The organism is Shewanella sp. 0m-8 (assembly GCF_052977265.1).
The window spans coordinates 1-26,359 of the sequence record NZ_JBRIMB010000044.1; the positions used below are offsets into that span (position 1 = coordinate 1).

Annotated in this window: 23 protein-coding genes and 2 pseudogenes; 1 reads left to right on the forward strand and 24 read right to left on the reverse strand. The window is 37.8% G+C overall.

The window, feature by feature from the left end; translation table 11 throughout:
• On the reverse strand, nt 1–428 hold a 428-nt coding region (locus tag ACVBIO_RS16980; RefSeq protein ID WP_447173060.1), incomplete at its 3' end, for a transposase.
• A 72-nt stretch (nt 429–500) separates the two neighbouring features.
• On the opposite strand from ACVBIO_RS16980, the pseudogene ACVBIO_RS16985 reads away from it, so the two are divergent.
• A pseudogene (locus ACVBIO_RS16985) lies at nt 501–731 on the forward strand (DDE-type integrase/transposase/recombinase); the annotation flags it as partial.
• A gap of 23 nt (nt 732–754) precedes the next feature.
• Here the strand turns inward: ACVBIO_RS16985 and tnpC are convergent.
• The 23 genes and pseudogenes from tnpC to ACVBIO_RS17100 form a co-directional block, all read right to left on the reverse strand.
• Entirely contained in the window at nt 755–2,251 is a 1,497-nt protein-coding gene (gene tnpC, locus ACVBIO_RS16990; RefSeq protein WP_447173061.1) for an IS66 family transposase, read from the reverse strand.
• 86 nt (nt 2,252–2,337) lie between these two features.
• A complete protein-coding gene (gene tnpB, locus ACVBIO_RS16995; RefSeq protein ID WP_447173085.1) occupies nt 2,338–2,739 on the reverse strand; it encodes an IS66 family insertion sequence element accessory protein TnpB in 402 nt (133 codons plus the stop codon).
• Nucleotides 2,740–2,981: 242 nt separating this feature from the next.
• Nucleotides 2,982–4,148 (reverse strand): nucleotide sugar dehydrogenase, encoded by a 1,167-nt coding sequence (locus ACVBIO_RS17000; RefSeq protein ID WP_447173062.1) that lies wholly within the window; start codon nt 4,146–4,148, stop codon nt 2,982–2,984.
• Between the two features lie 18 nt (nt 4,149–4,166).
• Complete coding sequence (locus ACVBIO_RS17005; RefSeq protein ID WP_447173063.1) at nt 4,167–5,342, reverse strand: DegT/DnrJ/EryC1/StrS family aminotransferase; 1,176 nt, start codon at nt 5,340–5,342, stop codon at nt 4,167–4,169.
• A 15-nt stretch (nt 5,343–5,357) separates the two neighbouring features.
• On the reverse strand, nt 5,358–6,038 hold the full coding sequence (locus ACVBIO_RS17010) for an acetyltransferase (protein WP_447173064.1): 681 nt from the start codon (nt 6,036–6,038) through the stop codon (nt 5,358–5,360).
• Nucleotides 6,039–6,042: 4 nt separating this feature from the next.
• Entirely contained in the window at nt 6,043–7,053 is a 1,011-nt protein-coding gene (locus ACVBIO_RS17015; RefSeq protein WP_447173065.1) for a 3-oxoacyl-ACP synthase III family protein, read from the reverse strand.
• Nucleotides 7,054–7,800 carry an SDR family NAD(P)-dependent oxidoreductase gene (locus tag ACVBIO_RS17020; RefSeq protein WP_447173066.1) on the reverse strand — a complete coding sequence of 249 codons (747 nt, stop codon included), beginning with the start codon at nt 7,798–7,800 and terminating at the stop codon, nt 7,054–7,056.
• The gene (locus ACVBIO_RS17025; RefSeq protein ID WP_447173067.1) at nt 7,797–8,015 is read right to left on the reverse strand and encodes an acyl carrier protein; all 219 of its coding nucleotides are present in this window, start codon (nt 8,013–8,015) and stop codon (nt 7,797–7,799) included. The genes ACVBIO_RS17020 and ACVBIO_RS17025 overlap by 4 nt, the downstream gene beginning before the upstream one ends.
• 25 nt (nt 8,016–8,040) lie before the next feature.
• Nucleotides 8,041–8,649 carry a sugar transferase gene (locus tag ACVBIO_RS17030; protein WP_447173086.1) on the reverse strand — a complete coding sequence of 203 codons (609 nt, stop codon included), beginning with the start codon at nt 8,647–8,649 and terminating at the stop codon, nt 8,041–8,043.
• Nucleotides 8,633–9,871 (reverse strand): glycosyltransferase family 4 protein, encoded by a 1,239-nt coding sequence (locus ACVBIO_RS17035; RefSeq protein ID WP_447173068.1) that lies wholly within the window; start codon nt 9,869–9,871, stop codon nt 8,633–8,635. The genes ACVBIO_RS17030 and ACVBIO_RS17035 overlap by 17 nt, the downstream gene beginning before the upstream one ends.
• Before the next feature lie 11 nt (nt 9,872–9,882).
• Nucleotides 9,883–10,692, reverse strand: coding sequence for a hypothetical protein (locus ACVBIO_RS17040; protein WP_447173069.1), 810 nt, complete (start codon nt 10,690–10,692; stop codon nt 9,883–9,885).
• 70 nt (nt 10,693–10,762) lie between these two features.
• A complete protein-coding gene (locus tag ACVBIO_RS17045; RefSeq protein ID WP_447173070.1) occupies nt 10,763–11,875 on the reverse strand; it encodes an acyltransferase family protein in 1,113 nt (370 codons plus the stop codon).
• Between the two features lie 26 nt (nt 11,876–11,901).
• Nucleotides 11,902–13,017 carry a hypothetical protein gene (locus ACVBIO_RS17050; protein ID WP_447173071.1) on the reverse strand — a complete coding sequence of 372 codons (1,116 nt, stop codon included), beginning with the start codon at nt 13,015–13,017 and terminating at the stop codon, nt 11,902–11,904.
• A gap of 597 nt (nt 13,018–13,614) precedes the next feature.
• Entirely contained in the window at nt 13,615–14,793 is a 1,179-nt protein-coding gene (locus ACVBIO_RS17055; RefSeq protein ID WP_447173072.1) for a glycosyltransferase family 2 protein, read from the reverse strand.
• Nucleotides 14,794–14,797: 4 nt separating this feature from the next.
• A complete protein-coding gene (locus ACVBIO_RS17060; protein ID WP_447173073.1) occupies nt 14,798–15,817 on the reverse strand; it encodes a polysaccharide biosynthesis protein in 1,020 nt (339 codons plus the stop codon).
• Between the two features lie 20 nt (nt 15,818–15,837).
• A pseudogene (locus ACVBIO_RS17065) lies at nt 15,838–16,002 on the reverse strand (DapH/DapD/GlmU-related protein); the annotation flags it as partial.
• Nucleotides 16,003–16,401: 399 nt separating this feature from the next.
• Nucleotides 16,402–17,784, reverse strand: coding sequence for a lipopolysaccharide biosynthesis protein (locus ACVBIO_RS17070; protein WP_447173074.1), 1,383 nt, complete (start codon nt 17,782–17,784; stop codon nt 16,402–16,404).
• Complete coding sequence (locus ACVBIO_RS17075; RefSeq protein ID WP_447173075.1) at nt 17,781–18,929, reverse strand: DegT/DnrJ/EryC1/StrS family aminotransferase; 1,149 nt, start codon at nt 18,927–18,929, stop codon at nt 17,781–17,783. The genes ACVBIO_RS17070 and ACVBIO_RS17075 overlap by 4 nt, the downstream gene beginning before the upstream one ends.
• A gap of 3 nt (nt 18,930–18,932) precedes the next feature.
• The gene (locus ACVBIO_RS17080) at nt 18,933–20,021 is read right to left on the reverse strand and encodes a DegT/DnrJ/EryC1/StrS family aminotransferase (protein WP_447173076.1); all 1,089 of its coding nucleotides are present in this window, start codon (nt 20,019–20,021) and stop codon (nt 18,933–18,935) included.
• A gap of 16 nt (nt 20,022–20,037) precedes the next feature.
• Nucleotides 20,038–20,892 (reverse strand): acyltransferase, encoded by an 855-nt coding sequence (locus ACVBIO_RS17085; protein WP_447173077.1) that lies wholly within the window; start codon nt 20,890–20,892, stop codon nt 20,038–20,040.
• A gap of 575 nt (nt 20,893–21,467) precedes the next feature.
• On the reverse strand, nt 21,468–22,433 hold the full coding sequence (locus tag ACVBIO_RS17090; RefSeq protein ID WP_447173078.1) for a Wzz/FepE/Etk N-terminal domain-containing protein: 966 nt from the start codon (nt 22,431–22,433) through the stop codon (nt 21,468–21,470).
• A gap of 315 nt (nt 22,434–22,748) precedes the next feature.
• Nucleotides 22,749–23,096 carry a four helix bundle protein gene (locus ACVBIO_RS17095; protein ID WP_447173079.1) on the reverse strand — a complete coding sequence of 116 codons (348 nt, stop codon included), beginning with the start codon at nt 23,094–23,096 and terminating at the stop codon, nt 22,749–22,751.
• Nucleotides 23,097–23,359: 263 nt separating this feature from the next.
• Nucleotides 23,360–26,134 carry an SLBB domain-containing protein gene (locus tag ACVBIO_RS17100; RefSeq protein WP_447173080.1) on the reverse strand — a complete coding sequence of 925 codons (2,775 nt, stop codon included), beginning with the start codon at nt 26,132–26,134 and terminating at the stop codon, nt 23,360–23,362.
• Nucleotides 26,135–26,359: the final 225 nt, after the last annotated feature.

The window sequence follows — 26,359 nt, forward strand, 5'->3', positions numbered from 1 at the left end:
GCATTGGTAACGCGTGAAACTAATGTTGGTGAAATCTCTGCACCGTACCATTCATCAAAAGCTTGGACGATATCTCGAGTGCTCATTCCTTGAGAGTAGAGCCACAGGATTTTGTCATCCATAGAGGTAAATCTAGATTGGTGTTTTTTGACTAATTGTGGCTCAAAGCTACCTTCACGGTCACGTGGGGTATTAAGCTCGAACTGACCGTCTTCGGTCTGGATCCGTTTGCTCGTTTTACCGTTACGGCTATTAGATGAGGTTGATAGGTGGTGTTTCTCATAACCAAGATGCTCATCCATCTCAGCATTAAGGGCAGCCTCAACAGTGATCTTTTTGAGCATCTGACTAAATTGATTTAAGTCTTCAGGTGTTTTAATACTTTTAGCTGCTTCTTTAGCAAAAGCTTCAATATCTTTTATGTTCATGATTATACGCCTATCCTTGACTCTTTTTAGAGTACAGTTTGATAAGCAGTTACACAAAGTTAGTTACAGTCTCTCGCTGAGCCCAATAAAGTTTGGGTGACCGATTTCACCTATATTCGAACTCATGAAGGCTGGCTATATCTCACCGTTGTTATCGATCTATTCTCTCGACAAGTTGTCGGTTGGACAATGAAAAGCACAGCTAGAGCTGACCTAGTTATTGATGCACTACTGATGGCGGTATGGAGACGTACCCCAACAGAAAAGGTGCTTATCCATTCCGATCAAGGCGTGCAGTATACTTGTATCCGTCCGGTGAACTGCACCTAGTTTAGTTTTACATTCCAGGGTAACAGGTGCTCAACTTCTTCAGGCTTGAGTGACAACTGCTCAAGACAGTGCATCAGATAGTCGAAAGGTGTAAGTCCATTGGACTTCGCACTTTCTATCATGCTGTACAGCATAGCACTGGCGCGTGCGCCATTGGCTGTATTGGCAAATAACCAGTTCTTGCGTCCTATTACGAACGGCTTGATAGCTCGTTCAGCACGATTATTGTCTATTTTGAGCCGCCCATCCTCAAGGTAGCGTGTCAGATTTGGCCATTGATTTAGGCTATAGAATATTGCTTTGCCCAAGCTGCTTTTTGGGGGCACATGTAATTGCGATTTTTCCAACCAACGGTGCAACTCATCCAATAACGGTTGGCTATGAAGTTGCCGTTGCTGTCGTCGTATTTCATGACTGCTGTCTTTGTTCAGAATTTCGACTCGATAAAGCTTCTGGATTTGATTTAGGGCCCAATTAGCCTTACCTGTTTTGCCTTTTGGCTGGGCAATTTCAGCCTCTTTAAATTTGCGACGGGCATGTGCCCAGCAGCCTGCAAGCACGGCTTGGGTTTTACCGTAACCCGCATAGCCGTCGACTTGCAGATAGCCATCAAACCCATCAAGGAAATCGACTGCGCATTGTCCGGCTCGGCTGGCCTGGTAGTCGTACAAAACGATATTAGGCATGGCGTGGTTATTCGGACCGTCAGTGCCTGTGACATACAGCCACATATAGCAGGTCGCTTTCTCTTCTTTGAGCACGTTGAGCGTGGTTTCATCTGCTTGGATGACCGCTTGTTGCAGCAAAACTTCACGTAATTTATCAACGAGTGGTTGTAACAGTTCACTGCATCTCATCATCCAGTCAGCCATGGTTTTACGGCTAAGCTCTATACCATATTGTTTGAACATGCTCTCCTGGCGATATAGAGGCAAGCCATATTGGTACTTACTAGTGATAATTTGGCTGAGCAGTGACGCGGTGGCAATACCTTTAGGGATAGGACTTGCTGGCACGGGGGCGATTTTGATTTTCACCTCCGTATTTTGTTTGTCACAAGCGCGACAACTGTATTTAAGTCGCACATGCTCAATGACTTTGACCTGAGCGGGAACAAACTCAAGCTTCTCGCTTTTCTCTTCACCCATTTGATGCAAATCACCACCACAGCAGTCGCATATTTTGTCTGCGGCGCTAATGTCATGCGTCATCACTTCCCGAGGTAAATCAACAGGCAGTGGTTTGCGCACCGGCTTTTTACGCGGAGGTTTACTGACTTCAACTATTTCGTCAGGTTCAAGGGTCTCTGCTTCAACTTCAACCTCATTAAACAACTCGCCTTGACCGGAATGGCCCTCGGCACTTTTACCGAATTGCTTTTGTTGAGCTAGGCGAAATTGTTCTTCTAGATGTAGCAGCTTATTCTGCTGTTGCAGAATAATTTCCTTGAGTAACGCCGGATCATCCGGGAGATTTTTATGGCTAAATTTCATTCGGTTATTATCGGTGATATCATCACTAACCGCTTGTGTTTATTTAGATTAATTGGTGATCAATAAATTCTGTTTATGATCATTGGTTATAAGTCATGGTAGTGGTAACAAAGTGTCGGATGAGCATGCGGTTGGGTTAGGGGTAAACCAGCGATTAACCAGTCGAGTTGCTGAGGTGAAATACGCAAACTCAACTGTTCATCTTCGATCCCTGGCCATTTAAAAGTATTTTGCTCAAGCCGTTTGTAATGCAGCCAGAATCCATTACTGACCCACTGTAAAATCTTCAATTTATTACGCTGACGATTACAGAAGACAAACAGGTGTTCGTTACAGGGCTCTTGCAGAAGTTCGTAAGCCGGTGTGCTTTGGCGGACGTTTACACTTAAAAAGGCAGGGTTAAAATCACGACGTCCATATGAAACACGCCATACTGCAGCTGTGCTGCATATAGCAGCCCATGAGAACCCGCTATATGTGTCGCAAATGCTAGGGCATAGCGATACAAGGCTGCTGTTTGATGTGTATGCGCCTTATGTGGCTAATGCTTCCAGAACGGACGGAGTTGCTTTTGATTCGTTGATGAGGGACGGAGGACTTAGCTGAGGAACCGATGCTGATTATACAAAATGAGAGTTACCTTTATTTAATTAAAGGTTAGACACCTTTTATCAAAACGGGTAACTCTCAACTTGATCAAGTTGATATGTCAGACCTAACCTAAGCTATACTAATCTGAACCAAATAAATCACGAGTATACACTTTATCAGCAACATCAATAAGTTCGTCAACCATACGGTTAGAAACTATCACGTCACAACTTTCTTTAAATACTTCAAGTGATTTAATTACTTTAGAGTGGAAAAATTCTTCATCTTGTAAAACTGGTTCATAAACAACGACGTCGATGCCTTTAGCTTTCAAGCGTTTCATGATGCCTTGAATACTTGAAGCTCTAAAGTTATCTGAACCAGACTTCATGATTAGACGATATATGCCTACAACTCTAGGGTTACGCCTTAAAATTGATTCAGCAATAAAATCTTTTCTAGTCGTATTTGATTCAACAATCGCACTTATGATGTTGTTAGGCACATCAGCATAATTGGCGCGTAATTGTTTAGTGTCCTTAGGTAAACAATAACCACCGTAGCCAAATGAAGGGTTATTATAATGACTGCCTATTCGTGGGTCTAAACCTACCCCTTCAATGATTTGACGCGCATCTAAACCATGCGATTCGGCATAAGAATCAAGCTCATTAAAGTAGGCTACTCTTAAGGCAAGGTAAGTATTAGAGAATAATTTAACCGCTTCAGCTTCAGTAGAGTCAGTGAACAACACCTCAATGTCATTTTTTTCTGCACCTTCAACTAACAGGTTAGCGAATATCTCTGCTCGTTCTGAACGCTCACCGACTATAATGCGAGACGGATGCAAATTATCATATAGTGCACGACCTTCTCGTAAAAACTCTGGGGAGAAAAATATATTTTCACACCCTAGCTCCTTCTTTATACGAGTAGTATAACCTACAGGAACAGTAGACTTAATAACCATAGTGGCACTAGGGTTAATAACCATAACATCTCTAATTACCGCTTCTACAGATGAGGTGTTAAATTTATTTGTTTCAACATCATAATCTGTTGGCGTTGCGATAATTACATATTGAGCATTCTTATATGCTGATTCTTGATCAAGCGTAGCCTTAAAGTTAAGTGCTTTATTAGCTAAAAAACCCTCAATTTCTACATCAACAATCGGTGATATGTTAGAATTAAGCATGTCAACTTTTTCAGCTATTATATCAACGGCTACTACTTCATGGTTTTGAGCCAGAAGCATTGAATTTGATAAGCCTACGTAACCAGTACCGGCAACCGCAATTTTCATTTAAGTAGTTACCTTATATTATTTTTGAGCTTTCGTTAAAACAGCTTTAATTACTTGAGTAGTCTTTTTTATCTCATCGCCTGTTAGTGTCGGGTGTACAAGAAACATTAAACTAGTTTCTCCTAATTCCACCGCATTAGGCAAACGATTGCTTGGTCGCCAAGGTGTATTATCAAAAGCTTTCTCTAAATAAACCTCTGAGCAACTACCTTGATAAGCTGGAACACCTAGTGCATTTATTTCTTCAACAATTCTATCACGACTCCACCCATCAGCTAAATGTTCAGGCTTTATGAATAAATAATGTTTATATTCTGCGTGATCAATATATTCAGGTACATTGACTATCCTAACTAGACCTAAATCACAAATAGCTTCATCTATTGCCATTCCATTTGCCTGACGCTTTGCAGTCCAGTCTGTCATTCGAGTTAATTGAATTCGACCAAGAACGCCTTGAATTTCAGTCATACGCCAGTTAGTGCCGATACTTTCATGCAACCACCGAAAACCTGCTGGGTGTTCGCGATTATATATAGCATCAAAACTTTTACCATGGTCTTTATATGACCACATGAATGACCATAAACTTTTATCGTTTGTGGTAACCATTCCGCCTTCACCACCTGTCGTCATTATTTTATCCTGACAGAAAGACCAAGCTCCAATATGACCGATGGTTCCAACACTGCGGCCTTTATACTTCGCACCATGTGCCTGCGCACAGTCCTCGATTACAAAGAAACCGTACTGTTCAGATAACGCCATAATTGCATCCATCTCTGCGGGCATCCCCGCAAGGTGCACTACAATAACAGCTCTAGTTTTTGGGGTTAGAACGGCTTTAATTGAATCCGCTGTGATAGCTTGGCTATTAAGGTCAACATCGGCAAAAACAGGAATAGCACCAGCAGTTACAATAGAAGAGACGGACGCTAAAAAGGTACGCGGGGTAGTAATCACTTCATCGTTAACTCCAATCCCAATTGCTTTCAATGCCACATCTAAAGCAAGCGTACCATTACCTAGTGCAATAGCGTAGTTACATCCAGTCCAATTTGCGAATTCTTTTTCAAATTCACGACATTCACTACCAGTCCAATAGTTTACTTTGTTAGAAAGAAGCACACGACTCACTGCATCTGACTCTTCTTGTGTAAACGAAGGCCATGGGGAAAAAGGAGTGTTAAGCATAGGAACCAACTCTAATTAATTTGAAGGATGAGGTAATGTCTTTATTACGGAGGCAGGGTTACCAAAAACCACACTATAGGGGGGGACACTTTTGACAACAACAGCCCCCATACCAATAAAAGCCCCCTCTCCGATTATTAATGGCTTAGTAGGCGTTCCCTGTTTTATCATTGCACCTGCTCCAATATAAGCATAATTCTCAACATGCACATTTCCATTACACATGACTCTAGGTCCAAAAGTAACGTAATCCCCAATTTTACAGTCATGTGCAACATAAGAGTAAATATTCATTTGGAAAGACTTACCAATTTCGACATTTGATGTGATCATTGTATTATCACAAATTAAAGCCCCATTACCGATTTTTACATCATCCATCTGAATATGACTCTCGGCAGTCAATGCGATAATGTTAATTTTCGACATTCTAAGTTTATCAGTTAAGATCTGCCTAACTTTAGAATCTGCAATAGCAATGATTGCTGCGATGTTTTTATGAGATGTAAAATCTTCATAACTGATTACTGGTACCCCTGAAAGCTCACTTAAACTTGGACTATCATCAATAAAAACAATTCTAGTTCTAACTGCACTTTGCTCAAGTATATTTCGAAGAAGTGGCAAGACTTCTTTACCAAATCCACTGGCACCATAAATACCAATTAATTCATATTTATTTAAAGTCTCTTTCATAACCTTACCATTCAATGATTGCAGCAGAAGCTGAATACCCGACACCAAAACCGCAAATCAAAACCCTGTCACCAGCTTTTAATTTTCCTTGCTCTAAAATGTCTTTTAATAAAATTGGCACGGTTGATGAAACAGTATTACCTATAAACTCATAATTACGATGCAGTTTTTCAGTAGGGATATTACATACTATTTGCAGTTGGTTAAGCATAAACTTGTTTGGCTGATGTAAAACAAAATGATCTATATCATCAAATTTCAGTTCTGATTTCACAAGTGTTTTTTTAATCAAATCTTTAACGGCTTTTAACGTAAATGTGAAAACATCACCACCATCCATATACAAATTAGAATAATTACGCTGGTTACCACTTTTATCTGTATACAGTTCAACTGATTGATTTGTAATGGAGTGACGAGAACCACCATGGGGAACAATCAGTTTGTCAGCACCTTTCCCATCAGTACTATATGTAAATGAATGCATATTTGACGTAGATTTAGACTTAGACACAACTACGGCAGCTGCAGCGTCCCCAAATAAAGTTCTCACACTCTTATCAGCTGAATTTATATACTTACTATAGGTTTCTGCAGTAAGTAAAAGTACATTAGAAGCTTGTTCTGAAAAAATCAAAGAATGTGCTACACCTAACGAATAAACAAAACCAGAGCACCCTTGATTAATATCAATTGCACCACAGTCATTATTAATCCCTAATCTTTCTTGAAGTAAACATGCTGAGGTAGGTAACTTATAATCGGGGCTTTGTGTACATAAAATAATATAGTCGATTTTAGCTCGCATATCTGGTGAGTTTTCGAATAATAAACTTGCAGCCTCATATGCTAAATCTGTTGCTGTTTCGGAATCCCCAGCAATTCTTCTCTCTTGGATTCCAGTTTTTTTAAAAATTTTATCTACTGACCAATCGGGATATTCCTCAGACAGCTGCTTGTTTGTAAGGATATTACCAGGTAAGTAATACTCTATATGCGTTATTTGGGTATTCATTTATTTTACCGTCGAAAAACCACCGTCGACAACTAGATTGCTACCAGTTATCCACTTGGATGATTCGCTTAAAAGAAATGTGGCAGCTTCGGAAACATCACTAACTTCTCCAAAGCCAAGTAAATGTGATTTTTCAATCATTTGGACTGTGTTGCTATCCAATGTGGAAAACAATTTGTCAGTCATCTCTGTTTTCACTATACCGGCTGAAATCGAGTTTACTCTAATATTATCCTTCGACAATTCAGCAGCAAGAGTTCGAGTAAGAGACAAAATTGCACCTTTGGAGCTAGCGTAAGCACTTAATGCAGGCTGACCAACGATTGCGGACGCAGATGACATAAGTACTAGTGAACAACCTGAATTATGGTTTTTCTTCTTTCTCAACTCTTTAGCGACTTCCATTGCCGAGAAAACGTTAACTTTATATAGTTCAGCAACAGCATCCGCTTCTGTGGCTTTAATAGGCAAAGCAAAATGACTACCTGCACAATGAAAAAAACCATCGACGGCACCAATCTCACAAAATATTTCCTTCAACCTCAAACTGATGTTTTCTAAGGAAAAATCAAGAATGAAAGATAAGTGTGTACGCCCCTGTAAAAGACTTAAAGTATCCATCAGCTTGGAATGAGATCTACCTAATAACACAACATTTGCACCAAGAGATGCAAGATGTAGTGCTGTATTCTTACCTATACCGGAGGTGGCGCCAGTTACAACTATCGTTTTACCCTCAACATTCATTTTTTCAACTCAGTAATCATTAATAACAGTGTTGATACAGAATCTGCTTGTCCAGTTTTTTCAGCATCCAAGATCAAGCCAAAAGCACTGTTTATAGCTGCGATAAAGCTAATTACATTAAGCGAATCCCAGTTATCTTCATCAAGCATTGTTTCAGCTGTAATCGTATCCTCTTCCAATATGTCAGCAATGATTTTTAATATTTGATTTTCCATACTATATTTCCTTTCTACTTTAAAATTATTTAACGTTAGTCGATTTTTTAGAACCGCAAAACTTAGTCGTGGTCAACTCTCCTTCAGCGGAGATACCATCTTTTACAAACACCTTTTTAACAGTTAATATCAATATCTTAACATCCAACCAAAAAGATTGGTTTTCTACATACCACACATCGTACTCAAACTTTTGTTCCCAGCTAATTGCGTTGCGGCCATTTACCTGTGCCCAGCCTGTGATCCCTGGGCGTACATTGTGACGTTTGCTTTGCTCTTTCGAATACAAAGGTAAATATTCGACCAGTAATGGTCGAGGGCCAACAAGACTCATGTCGCCTTTTAATACGCTAATTAAACCTGGTAACTCATCTAAACTGGTAGCACGTAACTTAAGGCCAAATGGAGTTAAACGTTGATTATCAGGTAAAATATTACCTTTGATATCGATCGCGTCACACATTGAACGAAACTTCTTCATTTCAAATATTTTCCCATGTAAACCCGGTCTTTTTTGATTGAAAATTATTGGGTTACCTAGGTGCCTACTCACTTTTAATGCAACGAAAAAGTAAATAGGTGACAAAATTATTAAAGCGATTAAAGAAATAGCAATATCAAAAAGTCGCTTTATCACTGACCGCCTCCAACAATGTATTTTCTATACGCTCAGCCATCATATCTCTTGAGAATTTATTATAAGCTAGAAACTTACATTGTTTAGTAGCCTTATTGTAATAAATATGGTTATTTAAAAATGAAGTTAAAGCTCTAGCTGAATTGTCGTAGTCAATAGCGTCTAATACTAAACCACACTCATATTCTTCTATAAAATCTTTTTGCCAGCCTCCGTAGTTAATAGCTATAGGCGTTCCGGAAGCTAAAGCGTCAAAAAGCTTATTAGCTGAATTATGCCACATTTGAGGAACCGGACCAAATAGCGATATAGACATATCTGCAGCCGACAATAGCTTCACGATTTCTGTTTTTGCAACAGGAGGGAGTACATATAAATTATTATTTAATACTTTTAGCTTTATAGCTTTATCGATGACATTCTGCTTTTCCATTCCATCACCGATTGCCACAAAACAAATATCACTATCAATTTTCAACATGCTACTAGCTAACTCAGAGAGATATTCAACATTGTTAATCAGACCGAAAGTTCCTGTATAAACAACCAATTTACGACCTTTTAAAAAGTCTAAATTTGTTTCTTTATATTTAACACCAACAGAAACATCCACATCAAACAATTTGGTATCACAGCTATTTGTTGCAAGTGTCACTTTATCTGGTGAAATTCCATGACGAATAATACCATCACACATACCTGGTGACAGACCAATTAAGCGGGTGGAGTTTTTATAAGTGTATTTTTCCAGCCATTCTGCCAACTTAATAACTAGTGGACTTTTAATTACACCTACAGCCACAGGTAATTCTGGCCATAAATCTCTAATTTCGAAAACCAGAGGAATCTTGTTTACTTTTGAATAAATCAGACCTGGAATTGCAATCGTCAAAGGAGTACTTGTTGCAAAAACCACATCGCTTTCAATTTTCAAAGATTTTAAAGTAGAAAGCCATGAAAACTTGATAAATTTTAATATTCGCTTAATGAATGAGTCATTATTTGAATAAGGTAAATGAAGTACATATAACCTGATGCCATCAATATATATTTCGTTCCAACCATCCCTAAAAGAGTAACTATTCGATAGGTACGCAGAACTAGTAACAAATGTCACCTCATGACCTTTTGCAACTAAACGCTTTGCCATTTCATAAGAACGGGTTCCTGCATTTGATTTCGGTGTGGCAAAGTATTGGTGTAGATAAAGTATCTTCATAAAGTATGCTTCTAACCTTTTAAAGAATCAATTTTATACATAATAAAGCCCGAGACAAACGATTTAAACCCTAATAATATACTAGGTTCTAAAATCAATTTTTTCCTTAAAAATAGAAATGCAATTAACATAGGAATCCCCATAAAAACCCCGTACACCTTCCTTATAGTAACACCTCTAGCATAGATAGTCTCTAAGCTGGGATGTCCTCCAGATGACTCTAAAGGATGCGATGCGATTACTTTACTATGATAACTTATCTTTTGGTTGTCCTTTAAAAATTCTGATAAAAATACGGCTTCATCCCCAATGGGAATACTTGAACCGGCTCCCATATATTCACAAAACCTCTTGTTTTTAACAAACCGATTTTTAACACTGATTTCAATTGTGCCTACAGAAAGAATGCTAAGTAAATTCCTATACGCCGTAGTTTTTGATAATTCTTTTTTCCTAGGGCGACCGAACTCATCATCAACCCTTAATGTAATAACTGGGGAAGCATCTGAATTATGTACTTCACGTAAAACATCCTGAAAACCATCAACGAGTTTAACGTCGTCATCGCAAAAATAACAAATATCAGCTTTACTCATATTTAATAGGTGATTTCGGCTTTTTGTAACGCCTTTATTATCTAGAAAATAACATGCTATATCAGGTCTATCCAAAAATGACGGTGTAATGCATCCCCCCCCATCTCTTTGATGGCCAATCAAATAACACACACCTTCAACAGGCTCTTTTATAACATCCTTAAGGTCGTAAATACGGTCCCCAAATGTAGAAATTAACACATCAATAGATTTATACTTTTTCAAAGCCAGACCTTTTTATCTTACTAATTATGTTTATTACACAAAAAACCAGCACACAAGAAGCTAACAAGCTTCATTTTCCACTGCCCGCTACCACTTTAACCTTACTGTATGATTGAAATCTAACTTCAATAAGCTTATGCGTAAATATTGAGACCGCTATAACCACTAACAGAATAACTAGCGCAAGCAAATTATTTGCAACATCATTACCTGTTGTAATCATTCGCTGCCCATTCACCATAGGAGCAAACGATCCATTCGTCACTTTTTGAAGTACCAGCATTAATGAAGTAACGATAAATAAAACTGCAGCATGTGTCATGTATATAGAATAAGAAAGCCTTCCTAACGATTGAATAACAACGTTTCTCAGCAAATTAGAGACCAATCCACTTTCAAATGAAAACAACAAAACAGTGCAGAAAAAGCAAAGAATGGCAACAAACTTCCTAAATTCAAATTCATTTTTCACAATAAAAACAATTAGAATTATCGAAACAATTTCCAAAAATGTACCGACAAATGCATTAATTTTGATGTGACTAATATTTCTATAGAGCATGTAAACAATACACCCGCCAAAAAAACTAGAAATACCACTAACAACTTCTTTTACTAAGACATCTGATTTTGTTAACATTAAAAAAAATGCAACAAATGATAACGCGGCCCAGATAAGCTGCTTATATTTACCGGTAAAAACAATGGTTAATAACAATATGAGATACATGTAGAATTCAATACTAATACTCCAAGAAGGGTAGTTAAAGGACAAAGCACTGGTATAAGGAGACCATGCTTGAATTAATAGCATGTTGGGAATAATTTCATATAAGCTTCTTTCACCAGTAAATGGTAAGTTGTTAAAAGTGATCCCACCATACTTAAATACTATAAACTTACCAAGCTCAAAGAAAACAAATACACCTAGCATGAAAATATGTAACGGAAACAACCGTAACACCCTAGACCGTATGAACATTTTTGAATCTATATAATCCCTACACCCATATCCATGAGCCAGTACAAATCCACTCAAAACAAAGAAAAACTCTACAAATATACCGCTTCCTCGAAAAAAACCCCACTCTGTAAATGAACTAATAATATGAATGTGAAAAAACACAACAAAAACCGCACATAAGCCTCGAAATCCATCAAGCGCTTCAAATCTCTTCTTCAATTAGTATACCCATATAGATGTAAATTCTAAACTCCGCACAATTTCTTATTATGTTGCATTTTTTGTAGCGGCAGTTCAACAGACACCAAAATACTTAAGTAGTAATATAATATTGCGAGGCTTCCATAAGCGTTGCCGGTGAAAAGTGCAACTATAAAAACTGTCACTAAAAAATGTGTAGCTTTCGGCCTCACAGCGATTCCAGATTGAAAGCACGAGTAAAATGCAACAAAAAATAAGAGAATACCATGAAATCCATTCTGAATAATGATAGATGAAATAAAATTATTAACTTCAGTCATAGTAGTTATATTTAATTCTTTGAAGTAATAAGCACTAACCCATTCATTTAAATTCCCATACCCCTCCCCATAAACAAATGACAAAAAACTGGAATTGGAATAGGTATCAGCTATATAATATACATACATAAACATCGAAGTAGCCCTGACTAATGCACTACTTATATTTCTATCTCCATCCAACAACATCTGAACAGACTGAACCTTTGATACCAACCAGAAATCCGTGTTAATTAAATAATTATTCCAAAAGAAAACCAGTGCTATAGAAAAACAAAATATAAAAACTACACCTTGAATCATTTTCCTATCAAACATAATGACACGTCTATATAGAAATAATATAGCTACCAATAAAAAACCAGATAAAGACCATGTAAGAAACAACCCGCAACCTAAAATCAATAAATTAAGTGAACTCTCACGTTTAAAGTCTACTACATGTAAAATTAAAGCTAAAAAAATTGCATACTGTGACGGTTCATCAAATAGAAATGTAAGCCTATTCATTACCAATACAAAATTAGTTCTTGCGTCTAACAATGGAAATAAATATGTATCAATCAAAGAAAAGGCAACTGATACATAGACAGAAACCACCGCAAACCTAATTAAAAAAGGTTTTAAACTATAGAGTTCATCTACTTTCGTCATGGATATAAGAAGTAATGTAATGACTGATATAGCAAGAGATGATAATTTATAACTATCACCAAGCAACGTAGCAATAAAAATAGATATAACTACAAGCAACAATATTACAATAGAAAATACAAGCTGTTTTTTATTGATTTTTTTCAATCCAAGCGACAAGCTTAACAAAGAAACTTCGCTATTCAAGCCGAACAACTTCAATACTTGGCTACAACTTGAAAGAATGAAAAATAATTTAAAAAAAGACTTAGTCAAGTTTACAACCTAATAATTAACAATAGAAATGAGCATTATTCAGCCACAAGCAGTACAAAGCTACAACAGATAGACTTTCACTTATATTTACAAAAAAGAACAACTGTTAAACCCAGTAAATACAGCATAAATAAAAAATCAACCGGAAATTTATAAAATACCTCCCCCTAGATAACAACAATGCAAAAATATTAGAATATTTATACATATCCAATTTCACTGCTAACACTCTTCGAATTCATCGCATAAGACAAATAGTAATTACAATAATTTCGACTTCATTTAACAGATAAACCCTAGCAGTGAAATTGAAATCTATACCGATGATTTATCATGTCCATCATGTGCAGAAAACATTCTGCAAACTCATGTTTTAACGTCAATTAAAATACAACTCATCCCTGCCAATAAAAACGAGTGGCTTTACCGCTTTAATTCGTAACTTTTACTAACGTAAAAAACAATTAAAAGCAATTACATATATCAACACTAAGACGTTTTAGCTAAAACCTACATTGTATTTGCATATCATTGTTCAAGAAATTGGTTAACACTTTTAAACTCAACACTAGCAGTATAACTATTCAAAGCTTTCGATATTTCAAGGTGGTCATGAAGTACAAGATTATAACTAACTCTATAAATGCCTAATTTTGATAATAACTTAGGAATAACTATTTTCAAACGTACAGCCCAAATGTACACATAGTAAATTAATACTTTTGGTATATTAAACCAAAGTTTTTGCTCACTAAACTTTAATGCGATATCTTTTGCTCTTCGGTAATTAAAAACAAAACTAGTAGCATAAAAATATGAATAGTTGAATTTACTAAGCAAAGACTCATCTTTCATAGATTTTATTGCTTTTATAGCACTTTCAGCCCAAATAGTTGGACCAGACCAGTACTTAGGGATTTGCTCTTCCCATTCTTCTTCACAATTTTTAGGCAGATGCTTAAATGACTTAATTTCTCCCTCGTGCATACGTCTCACGCCCATTCCTGCAGCACTGACAGTACAACTGCCAGCAATAAATAATGGGTAATCAATAGTTACAAATGATTTTGTAGCTATTGCGGCAGAGGCTGCATTAGCCATATCTGGACTTGGGCCAGGAAAAAATGTTCCACACTTATGCTGAACTGCATCCAGCACTTCTTTTTTTATCAAGCCATAATAGAGTCTGGGCAATTTACCTAAAGTGGTCCCCCCTCTAGATAACACGTATTCTAGTTCTTTAATGGGTTCGATATACTTTATTTTCCCTGTATAATTTTTGCGTAAGATTAGTTTGCTGTTATATAAATCAGAGTTGTATTTACCAATTAAATCTGGCCATGTGTATGTTCCATGCTGTGGAAGAACTGCATCCACATTTTTGGAGATCATCCACCTAGCTACTACTAGGGACTCTTCCAGAATACCATCATCATCACCAAGCATTGTTATTACTTTACCACTAGCTTTAGATAGACCAATATTGAAATTATCAGAGACAGAAAGCCACTCTTTCGCATGATAGTACTTCAACCTGTTATCTTTTAAAAATGGTTTAATTTTATTTTCTAACTTGTTAGAAGCACTATTGTCTTGGACTATTAATTCAAAATCCAAGCTAGACCAATTTAATATATAGCCGAGGATATTTAACAAATAACCCTCCCTATCTTTAGTTGGTATCAAAATACTTAATGTAGGCGTCATTACATTATACATCCTTCATGCCCAACTCTTGCTTTACATAATCAAGTGTTAACAACAGATTTTTTATTTCATCAACGTTTAATCTTTTAGTATTATGAGATGTGTAGTCATCTATATCATTTAACTCAACTTCACCATCTAAAATATACTTGTCATAATTTAAGTCTCTATTATCAGCAGGAACTCTATAGTAGAGCCCCATATCTTCAGCTTTTGCCATTTCTTCACGAGAAACAAGAGATTCAAAAAGCTTTTCTCCGTGACGTGTTCCTATAATTTTTGTATCCACATTTCTATCACATAACTGTATTATTGATGTTGCAAGATCGGCAATTGTACTTGCAGGTGCTTTTTGAACGAAAATATCACCCTGCTCCCCATTTTTGAAAGCGTGTAAAACTAAATCAACTGAGTCCTCTAAAGACATTAGAAAGCGTGTCATATTAGGATCGGTTATTGTAAGCGGTGTTCCTGACTTAATCTTTTCAAAAAATAATGGGATAACAGAACCTCGCGAAGCCATGACATTGCCATATCGAGTAGCACAAATGACAGTACCACCATCCGGGACTGTTCGAGATTTAGCTACCATAACTTTTTCTGCCATTGCTTTAGATATGCCCATCGCATTGATAGGATACACCGCTTTGTCAGTGCTTAGCACTACAACTCTTTCAACCTTATTCGCAATCGCGGCCCTTAACACATTTTCAGTGCCATTCACGTTGGTTTTGACAGCTTCCATAGGATAAAATTCGCAAGAAGGTACTTGTTTTAACGCCGCGGCATGGAATACATAATCTACACCAACCATTGCTTGAGAAATACTATCAAAACAGCGAACATCACCAATCACAAACTTTAATTTATCACTGGCTAATTTTATCCTCATATCTTCTTGTTTTTTTTCATCACGGCTGAAGACCACTATTTCTTTCACGTCCGTACTTAAAAACCTTTTCAAGACTGTATTACCAAAAGATCCTGTACCACCAGTTATCATTAACACTTTATTTTTAAACATTAAATTTTCTCTTTGATTTAACTAAGTCGACTTTTTAAAAACTTTGCAGGAATTCCACCAACAATACTATAAGGCTCAACATCTTTAGTCACCACAGCATTAGCTGCAACAATCGCACCTGTACCAATTGTCACTCCTAGCGTTATAGTGCAATTAGCTCCTATCCATACATCGTCTCCAATCTGAATCTTCTTCTCAACTAAAGGCTGAAGAATCATAGGCTTGCCAATCACCATTCCATGATTAAATGCCACTAAACAACAATTTGGGGCGATCATGACATCATTGCCTATATATATTCCTGCGGTAGCTCCATTCAAACAGCTATTGTTAGATATTGAAGAACCTTTGCCTATCTTAATATTACCAAGCAAAAGTACATTCCTAAAAATCTTACAATCACCAGCTATATCACACCCAAATAAATTAAAAATTTTGCATCGAATCATGCACGAAACTTTGTCATTAGGCAACAGCGTCGCAAACGCAATAAATGTTTCTCTAAAAAGTACGAAAGAAAAGTTTTTGATTCTTATTAACCATTTCAACAATAATAACATTCTGCCCCCTCTATAAATAAAACACTAACCACTAATAATTTGTTGTAAAAACAGATACAAACATATTAAGACTAGAATTAGTTTTGAAACAAATAAAAATGAATACAAAGAATATCTTTTAACCAAATCGATTCTAGATACGCGATACCAGCAAGCAATAGTTGAAAAAATAAAATAAAATGAATATATGTAACAAATAAGATCAATTCGGCCATACATAGATGCTATCGTCACAAGAGTTAAAGTAAAGATTGCAGTTATTATAGATAACTGCGCTTGGAATTTAAAATCCTGAGCGGCAGTCATAAAAACTACAGGTATATAGCCTATTGCTCCTATTGTAAATCCTGGCAGTAGGATTCCGCTATACTCATAAATCTGTTTTACAGATTCATGATTACCTAACCATAGCTCAATAAAAAACTCCCGGTACTCCCAAAGAACAAATACAGGTATAACTGTTACTAACATAATTGAAAGAGCAAAGCCTTTAACTAATTTGTTTGCTGCATTCTCTTTATCTTCTTCATTTCCAACATTTTCTGCCAGCATAGCAATAAACTTGGGTTGATAAAATTGTTTTACTGGCCCCGCTAAGACCAATATAGGAGTCATACTAAATGTAAATGAATAAAAGTAGGGTATTAACTCTTTTGCCGACATTATATGGCTTATAATTGATTTATCAAATTGCATTACTAGAGCACCAACAATACTAGCTACAATTAATGGCTTTCCTCGCTTAGCCAAATTTAAGCACGCAACTAAATCTAATCTAAAAATAAACTTCGCATCACTATGTTCAAGTAAAACATTTTTACATAAATATCTAGTTATTATAAGAAATACCAGGCTACATAAAAATTGTGCAATTATAAATGTGGAAACTGTAGCCGAAATATATTTCAGTGCAAATAAAGTAATAACAGCCCTAGATAAAACACTCGTTAACTGTAAAGTACTTGCAGTGATATAGGCTCGAGCACCTAAAAGTGCTGAAAAAGAAATATTTTGAAGAACTAACGACCAAAACAGTATGAGTGTGGCGAATAAAACATACCACGAGATAACAGATTCGCTCTCGAACAACCACCAAATAAATGCTACTATAACTAGAACAACATAGAACAAGGACATTACTAATTCTGAATTTAACAATGTCTTTAAAGGGTTAAATTGTAATGCCTTACATGCTGCAACATCTCGTCCAACAAGTGTAGCCATTCCAAAATCAATAGTAAGCAAAAGCCCCTGCAATGACAGAATTAATGCTACAAATCCAAACTGCTCTGTTCCTAAAATCTTATTAAAGATAGGAAGGAAATATATACCAGCTAATATCCCGCCAATTTTACCAATGAATAGCATGCCCAATTTAACAGCATTATTTAAAAGCACTTGTTTCATCTAGTTACACTATTCTCTAACTCAGAAATATTAACAGTAATTAGTTTTAAATATAATGCTATATCTATGATATCTTCAGATGATAACCACCATCCACAAGGCAATGCCAACAACTCATTTTGTATAGTAGCAACTTCAACACAAGGTCGTTGAATAGCATTATTAAAACATGAGTAAATATCATTTCTTTGGTGTAAAGATGAAACATGTATTTTCGCTGCTTTCATTTTCTCTATGACCAAATCCCTATTTGCAACTTTAACTAAAAAACACCAAAAAGCAGGTAATGAATTAGAAGCTGCCTCTAAAATAGTTATTTCGGAATCATTCCTAAAAATTTCTCTGTATGTCGCAGCGTGTTGCCTAGCAATCTTCAAATTATTGTTAACATTCTCTATCTGAGCAATACCAACTGATGCATTAAAGTTACTTAATGTAGCGCTTAAACCAATAACTTCTATATCAGAGTTAGAGTTAATTTCTCCGAATGAATTTCTAAAGTTTGTATGGTTTATACCGAACTTTCTGATTTTTTTTGCCTCGTTAGCTAGTTGTTCGGATTTTAAGCCTAATGCACCACCTTCCAAACAGTGCAACTGTCTATTAGGGTAAAAAGAAAATACTGCTACATCACCATACTTACCAACTTGTGAGTTATTCACTTCTGCCAATAATGCATTATTACAATCTTCAATAAGGAAAATGTTTCTTTCCTTACAGATTTTCGATATATCCTGCAGATCACATGGGTAACCAGCTAGATGGTAAATAATCGCAACTTTTGTTTTATCCGTTATTAAGCTAACAAAATGCTCAACATCAATATCTATAGAATTCGGTAGAAAATCGACCCATTTGGAAAGTAAGCCTAGTTTAGCAATCGGGGAGTTAGATGCTAAACAAGAAAATGGTGAAGCAATCACCTCATCACCAGGTTCGACATTAGCTAAATTGAGTGTGATTTCCACAGCACTCGTTACATCCGAAGTTGATACTATATATGGGCTTTCTGTAAGTCTTGAAAGTTCACTTTCAAAGCTTTCAACAAAACCACCTCCGGCAATCGCGCCTGAGTCTAATACTTCCAACATATTGTTTTTTATTGCTTCGCTATGAGCTACCTTAAACAACGGATATTTAAACACTATCTAGCCCTGCCTTAATATATCGGAAATTTTCTCTCTGTCTGAATTGGACAGCCACCAACCACAAGGAATATGAACCAACTTTTTATAAAACTGTTCTAAACAAGGCGAGTCACTAGCATATTTTGAAAATATTGTATGAAAATGATTAGGTCTATGTAGTTTCGAAGCTGTCACACCATTTTCTTCTAATTTAGTGATTACATCATCAGAGTCATCACTAAGTAAAGTATATAACCAATAACTAGGTTCAGCTAAAACATCAAACTTAGCAGGTGTGAGTCCAGATACATTAGCTAACACAGTATTAAAATACTTCCCATTATCAATATGTCGCTCAATTTTATTTTGAATACATTTTAATTGAAACAAACCTATTGTTGCGGAAACATTCTGCATGTTATATTTGTAACCAAGATCGGTTATATCAACTTCCGTTCTCGGCACTCCTTTTTCCATCCCGAACCATCTGAATTTTTTAGCTTTTTTAATAAGCCCTTCATCCTTCATACACAAAAAGCCGCCATCAACAGTTGTCATATGTTTTATAGCTTGGAATGAAAAAATACTAAAATCTCCAATGGTTCCTATACAATTATTATCATATTTAGCACCTAATGAATGGGCGCAATCCTCAATTAATATTAACCTATACTTCTCTGCTATATTTTTAATTTTGCCCAACTCAACAGGATAACCTGCATAATGAACAACTAAAATAGCCTTTGTTTTACTTGTGATTTTAGCTAAAATCGATTCGGCCGAAATATTGCCATTTAAAGGATCTACATCCGCAAAAACAGGAACAGCACCAACTTGCAAAATTGATGTATTAGTAGGTTCTGCCGTCATGCTCGTAGTGATTACTTCATCACCTGGTTGTACATTAGACAAATGTAGTGCGGCATGTAACGCAGCGGTACCACTACTCATCGATATTCCATTTTTAATACCAAATTGCTTTTTGAATTGGTCTTCGAATTGATAGACAGCATCGCCTTCAGCAATCATGCCACTATATAAAACACTTTCTAAAGCAGGCATCAGTTCATTCGCAGGGGGCATTCCAACTTTAACGAGCGGGATATTCAATTTTTTCACCTTAATTTTAGTGGTAGTAGAAACGTGCTTTATTTCCAGACAAGAACTTCATTAAGTTGCGTTCTAAAGAAATAAATGATTTTGAATACGTCTTAAATTCAATTTCGAATTTACAACTATTTGCTGCCAGCTTTAGCTGCTCATAACCCTCTTTATGCTTAAAGAAATATGCCGTATGAATATCATCATTTATAATTATTAAGTTGTCATTTACTACTTTAAATTTAATGCTTGGATCCTTCAATGAGAACTCTTCCAACCATCCTGTTAACATTTCAAATTTTTCAGTTAAATCTAAATTTTTATAAAAACTTAGCCCAGGCCTAGATTTCGCAGGTAAACCGGCAACAACAGTATTATCGGGAACATTTTTGGTTACATTTGAGCCATTCATACAAATTGCTTTTTTACCAATATTAACACCTGACCCCACGGTGCAGGTACCAACTAGCCAGGCATCATCATCAATAAAAACAGGGTAACTACCAAACAGAATACAGCCTTCTATTTGTTCCCCGGCGGCTACATGAGTCCATATTTGGGAAAACATACCTACACGCACACCATTCCCTATCGTTAGCCCGCCAGTACCATCTAGTACTGTATTCTGACCAAACCAGCAATGTTGACCAATAGTAACACCTAGACTTGATAAAACTAGCGCATTAGAATGAATGGTTGACCAATCTTTAACAATAACGTCTCCGCCTTCCAATACAAACTTAACTGAATCGCCTATCGTTACGTAATCCTGTATTACAACTCGACTTCCTTCTGGGATTATAAATTTAACATCCTTACCAATACTTACATCTCGACCAATCTCAACAATCCCTTCACCAACAACCTCAAAATTATTCAAAACATATTCCCTAATATATTTATAAAACCGATTTTGTTCTTTTCCTGAATATTCTTGCGTAGCTTGGAGCCATAACTCGTTTTACAGACCAATCATAGGTTAGGAAGAGTCTATCGAATATCCGGAACCATATTATGACCTTCGCTGAATGAGTTTAAATACCCGTTGTTAACTATTATCAGGTAACTATGTCGAAGGTAATGCAATTTTAACCTTACGTGGTATTTCCTAGTACTCTTCGCAAAAGAATACTTAACCAGATAGTTAACGGATGAAATTACTTTATTTATATTAAACCAATAACTGTCGGCACTTTCTAATCTCAGTCTACAGAATCAAGCTGAGCCACTTTCAATCCATTTTGAGACTGTCGCTGTTATTTCTAAGTAAGCGCTATCCCTTGTAAGCCTTGGGTTTGGTTGTTTTTCTGCTTTTTATCTTAAAACAGTCCCAATAGGCCATAAAAATCATTTTCGATAACAGTCTACTGAACACTACGTTTACGGAACGCTCCGCTTACAGTAGTAGAGAAAAAAGAAGCTAAAATTCAGCTTATATAAATAACTGTTTGAAAATTAATCTTCTTTCTTAACGAAATGTCTTATCAGGACAATCATCACAGCTAGCATGCCGCCGAGCATTGTGCCTAATACACAAATCAACGCACGCTTAGGACCCGCTTTTTCTTCTGGCACTAAAGCTGGATCGATTGTTTTAAATACATACTCGTCACGCACTTCAGCAAACATAATCGTTTTTGCTTGCTCTTCAATAAGCTTATAAAGAATTGAGCGTATATCTGCGACATTAGTCATTGCTATTTGTTTATTTAGAAACTCGCTACTTCTATTAGCTTCTGCAACATCGCGCTCTTTCATCACTTTGTTAATATCTTCGACTAACCAAGTCACCCACTGCTGTGCAACGCTAGGTGATAGGTGCTCTACAGATATTGTCACCATGCCTGTATCTTTCGCTGAATTGACCGCAATTACTTTAGTGAACTCTTTAAATGCTTCTTGCATTGAAGGTTCAGGTTTGAATGGCGCTTTTACTTCACGTATCCAGGTTTTGGTTTGCGGGTTATACAGCTCGTCATCATATACAAGCGTATCATTTGCCATGTCCCACTTATCAGCAGCCATTAAGTCAGGCAAGATATTGTGGCTTTGGATGAACTGACTCGCGAATTGGCGAGACTTCATTACTTCGATTGCCATTTGAGTTTTATCGACTCCGCCGCCACCGCCAAGATTAATACCGGCCATACTTGCAAGGCCACCAAACTGGCCTGCTAATGCACTTAGTCCACCGCCTTGTTCTTCACTTGCTGGAGCTAATAAAGCTTCAGACTTGTAGGTGTTGGGTTGCGTTAGGGCAAAAATGACTGAGCCAATGGCGAAAACGGCTGTGATGGCGATGATGAGCCATTTGCCTTGCCAGATGACAGAAAAGAGCTCGCGAAGATCGATTTCATCGTCTGCCGGCGAAGCCGGCGTAAACTGGTGATCTTGTTTGTATTTATTTAGTTCATTGGACATTTAAAACTTATCTCATTATTTAAGTTTTCGAATACGGTTGACGGAACGCTCGCAAGCTCTCTTACAGAACACTTCGTTTACGGTTCAAGCTAAGAGCTGAACGGTCTACGACCTACTGAACGCTCCGCTTATATAAGCTAAGACGAACACTCGCAAGCTCGTTAACGGATAACAGAACGTTCTCAAGCTCACTTACGGAACACTTCGTTTACAGTTTCAGGCTAAGAACGGTACGGTCTGGACCTACTGAACGCTGCGCTACGGATGACGGAACGATCGCAAGCTCTCTTACGGTAAAGATTTAAGAACAAATTATTAATTGCGGGTCTTTATGCTTTTAATCAATCCTGCAAGCATCGCTGAGATTCTTTCAGGATTGATTAAAAGCTCATCCACGAATTTAGTTTCTAGATAGCCTATATCTTTACCTATCATCGCCTGAGTCATAACTTCGGCTAGCGATGCTTTAGCAATATACAAAAACTGTATTTTCTCTTTTGAACCCTGTCGTTCAATTCCCTCTGCAATGTTTGAAGGAACAGAAAGACTTGAACGAGTAATTTGGTCTTTGAATCCCCAATCCCTCAACTCTTTAGTCTCTATGTATATTGAACACGAGAGTTGGTAACTTAGCTGCCAAACTTCAAGCTTTTGAAACTTCATAACCATCCTTGGTTTTAAGTGCTTTGACGAACGCTGCGCTTACCGAATACGGTAGACGGAACGTTCGCAAGCTCACTGACTGTGTACGGAACGGCCTTCGGCCTACAGAACAAAAGCTTAAAGCCGATACGAACGCTTCGCTACTGATAACGGAACGTTCGCAGGCTCACTGACTGAACACTTCGTTTACAGAAAGAGTGGCTCTGCTGTTATCCGTAAGGACGCAGTCCGTTCCGTAGCCGCTTGCGGCGTTCGTCTTAGCTTTATAAGTTTGCGACTGTGGCGAATGCTACGGCGCTGTTGTAGATGATTTGGGTTACTTGCGACCAGAGTGTTAGGTTGTCTTTGTACTCGGTATCTAGTGGCACAATGATGGTGTCGCCTGGTTGTAATGTTGACTCACTGCTAAACCACATTGAGCGCCTTGGTAACATTACTGAGCCATCTGCCTTGATAACATAAGTTCTGTCATCATCCGCTCGCTCTCTTGCACCACCTGACATCGCAAGATATTGGTCGATGGTTTGGCCATCTTTGAATCTATGGGTCGCTGCGTGTTGTACTTCACCCATTACTGCAATGGTTTGCTTAGTCGAAGGTACGTACAGTACGTCTTTATCTTCTAATTGCAGATCGGCTTGCTTAATACCGACTGAGATTGCAGATACATCAACCACTAAACGGCCAACTGCTTGGATTGTTTCCAAGTCTGTTAGCATCATTTGTGCGTCGCTGTAGTTAATTACGTTACCGTCTTTTGATACACCACGAGTAGCAACGTCACGCAGTAGTTGTTCTGCGAGCTTTTTAACTTCTAACTGCTCTTGCTGGCGTACAGACTCACGCACAAATACTGACGATGGTAAGTAGGCATATGGAGTAAAGCCACCTGCTCGCTTTAACACGTCTGCTAATGTCTCGCCGCGGCGGATATTGTAAGTACCCGGGAATTTGACTTCACCGCGTATTTCAACAGACTTATTTTCTTGCCAATCAGGTGTTGTCATTACGGTTAAAATATCACGGCCTTTTAAAGCGATATTTTGCGCAGCGTCGCCTTGAAGCGCAGCTTCAAGCTCAACATTGGTATGTTTGATTGCAGAGCCATCAACCGTAGTGTAAGTACTGGTTAACTCAGCGCGTGGCGTATAGGCACCTTCTTCTAGGCCGCCGGCCGCTGTGACTAAGTCTTTGATACGAGCATTAACCGCTAATGGATAGACACCAGGGTTATTAACGCGGCCGTTAATTGCGACTGCGTTTACACCAGCGCCAGCTCGGCCTTGGCTATTTAGCTTCATGATGATTGGGTAAAGTAGCTCGCCGCGGTTCATCTCACCACTTAACTTGATTAAGTCGCTATCTTCAAACAGGTTAACCAACATCTTGTTGACTTCACCTTTAACCGCTTTAGCGGTTGGATCTTCTGCTTCGCCCTGACTGTTAATGGCAACGCCACCAAGCTCTTTAATATCTGAGAACTTCTTTTGGCTAAGTTGTGAGAATCCAGCTTCAAATAGGTCGTTACCCAGTAGAGAGTTGCCAGATAATGACTGAATCTTTTGTACGCGCTCTTTAACTAGCTTATTTAGCTCATAACGGTTTTGGGTTAGGTCGCTAAAGTTAAAGAAAATCACTTTATCACGTGCTTGAAGTGGTAAGTCTTGCGAAAGCACTTTGCCATTAATCGCTTTTACTGGTGAGAATTGATAGACCTGAATATCACCTTGCTTATTAATTTCACGCACGATGATGGCGTATTCAAGATCGGCTGATACTGAGAGGTCACCCCAAATAGACGGTACTAAGTCGCTAATTTTTTGACCTTGATACCACTGATACTTACCCGGGCGAACCACTGCGCCAACTACCGTAATGGCATCTTCGTACTGAGTAGTAGCACTCTTAACGCGGATCACATCGCCTGCTAGGGCTTTTGTTGCCTTACCTTTATTTGATGTTAAATCGACATTTAAAATTGATTTAAGGCTATTAGCATTAAATCGCTCAACGCTGCTGCGTCTTGGGTAGGCACCAGGTTTAATGCCTGCGGCCATTTCGATTACTTGCGCCATGGTTTCATGCTTTTTAAGCTCATAAATAGCAGGGCGACGTACTTCACCGGTTACGCTAACTAGACCACCAACCGATGGAATGAATACCACATCACCTGAGCGTAAGTTAATGTCGCCAGATGCATCACCACGAAGCAGTAGATCATACAAGTCCATGCTACCGACTAATTTGCCGTTACGCTTAACTTGGATATTACGTAAAGAACCAATCTCGTTAATTCCGCCGGCAACAAACAAAGCTTGGGTAATGGTTGAAAGACTTGAAACCGTGTATGAGCCAGGTTTGTATGCATCACCGGCCACAAAGATACGAATAGAGCGCAGCTCGCCCATGGTGATGTTTGACTGAATACCAATCATCTGCTGGCTAATACGACTCGTTAATGTTTCGCGCAGCTCACTAAAACTTAAACCTGCAACTGAGATAGGACCAAGCTCAGGGAACTGGATAACCCCTTCACGATTGATAACAAGGTCGTACTCTTTATTGTCTTTACCAAAAAGCTGTACTTTGATGTTGTCACCAGGGCCTACAAGGTATTCACTTGGTACAGGCACATCTGATACTGGTGCAAACGTTGTTGGCTCACCTGCAAACAGGTCATAACCAAAGCGTTTCAACTCTTTTTTAGCTGCATCATCTTCAAATTTTAACTGCTCGTCTGATTTGTCATTTAGCGGCTTACCAAACTGATCAAATTGAATTAAATCGCCATTTACATCGTACTGGGCACGAGGATTAACTAGGTTTGGATTTTCAAGTTGCGGTTGTGAGCTACTGCTACCACCTAACATTGAAGGGTCGATACCATACTGCTGTGCTAAGCGTTGCTGCTCAGATGCTGGAAGATTTTTAAATTGCTCCATCATTTGTGGAGAAGGCGTGATAGCACTTGCCTGCCCTGACAGTAGTATCAGCGCTGACATACCAGCAATGATGAGTTTTTTAGTCTTGTTAAGCACCAGTAATCTCCGAGAGAGGTTAAAAATCTAATACGATAAGAGCTGAGACGAACGGCCTACGGCCTTACGGCACGTGACTGTTTGCATCAATTGAATGTCACTACAGAACGCTTCGCTTACGGTAAAAGCAAAGCTAAAAAAACGGTTTACAGCTGAGACGGTAAAAGCAAAGACGATCCTAGGTTCTAGGTTCTAGGTTCTAGGAAAATCAAAAGATTAAAGCTA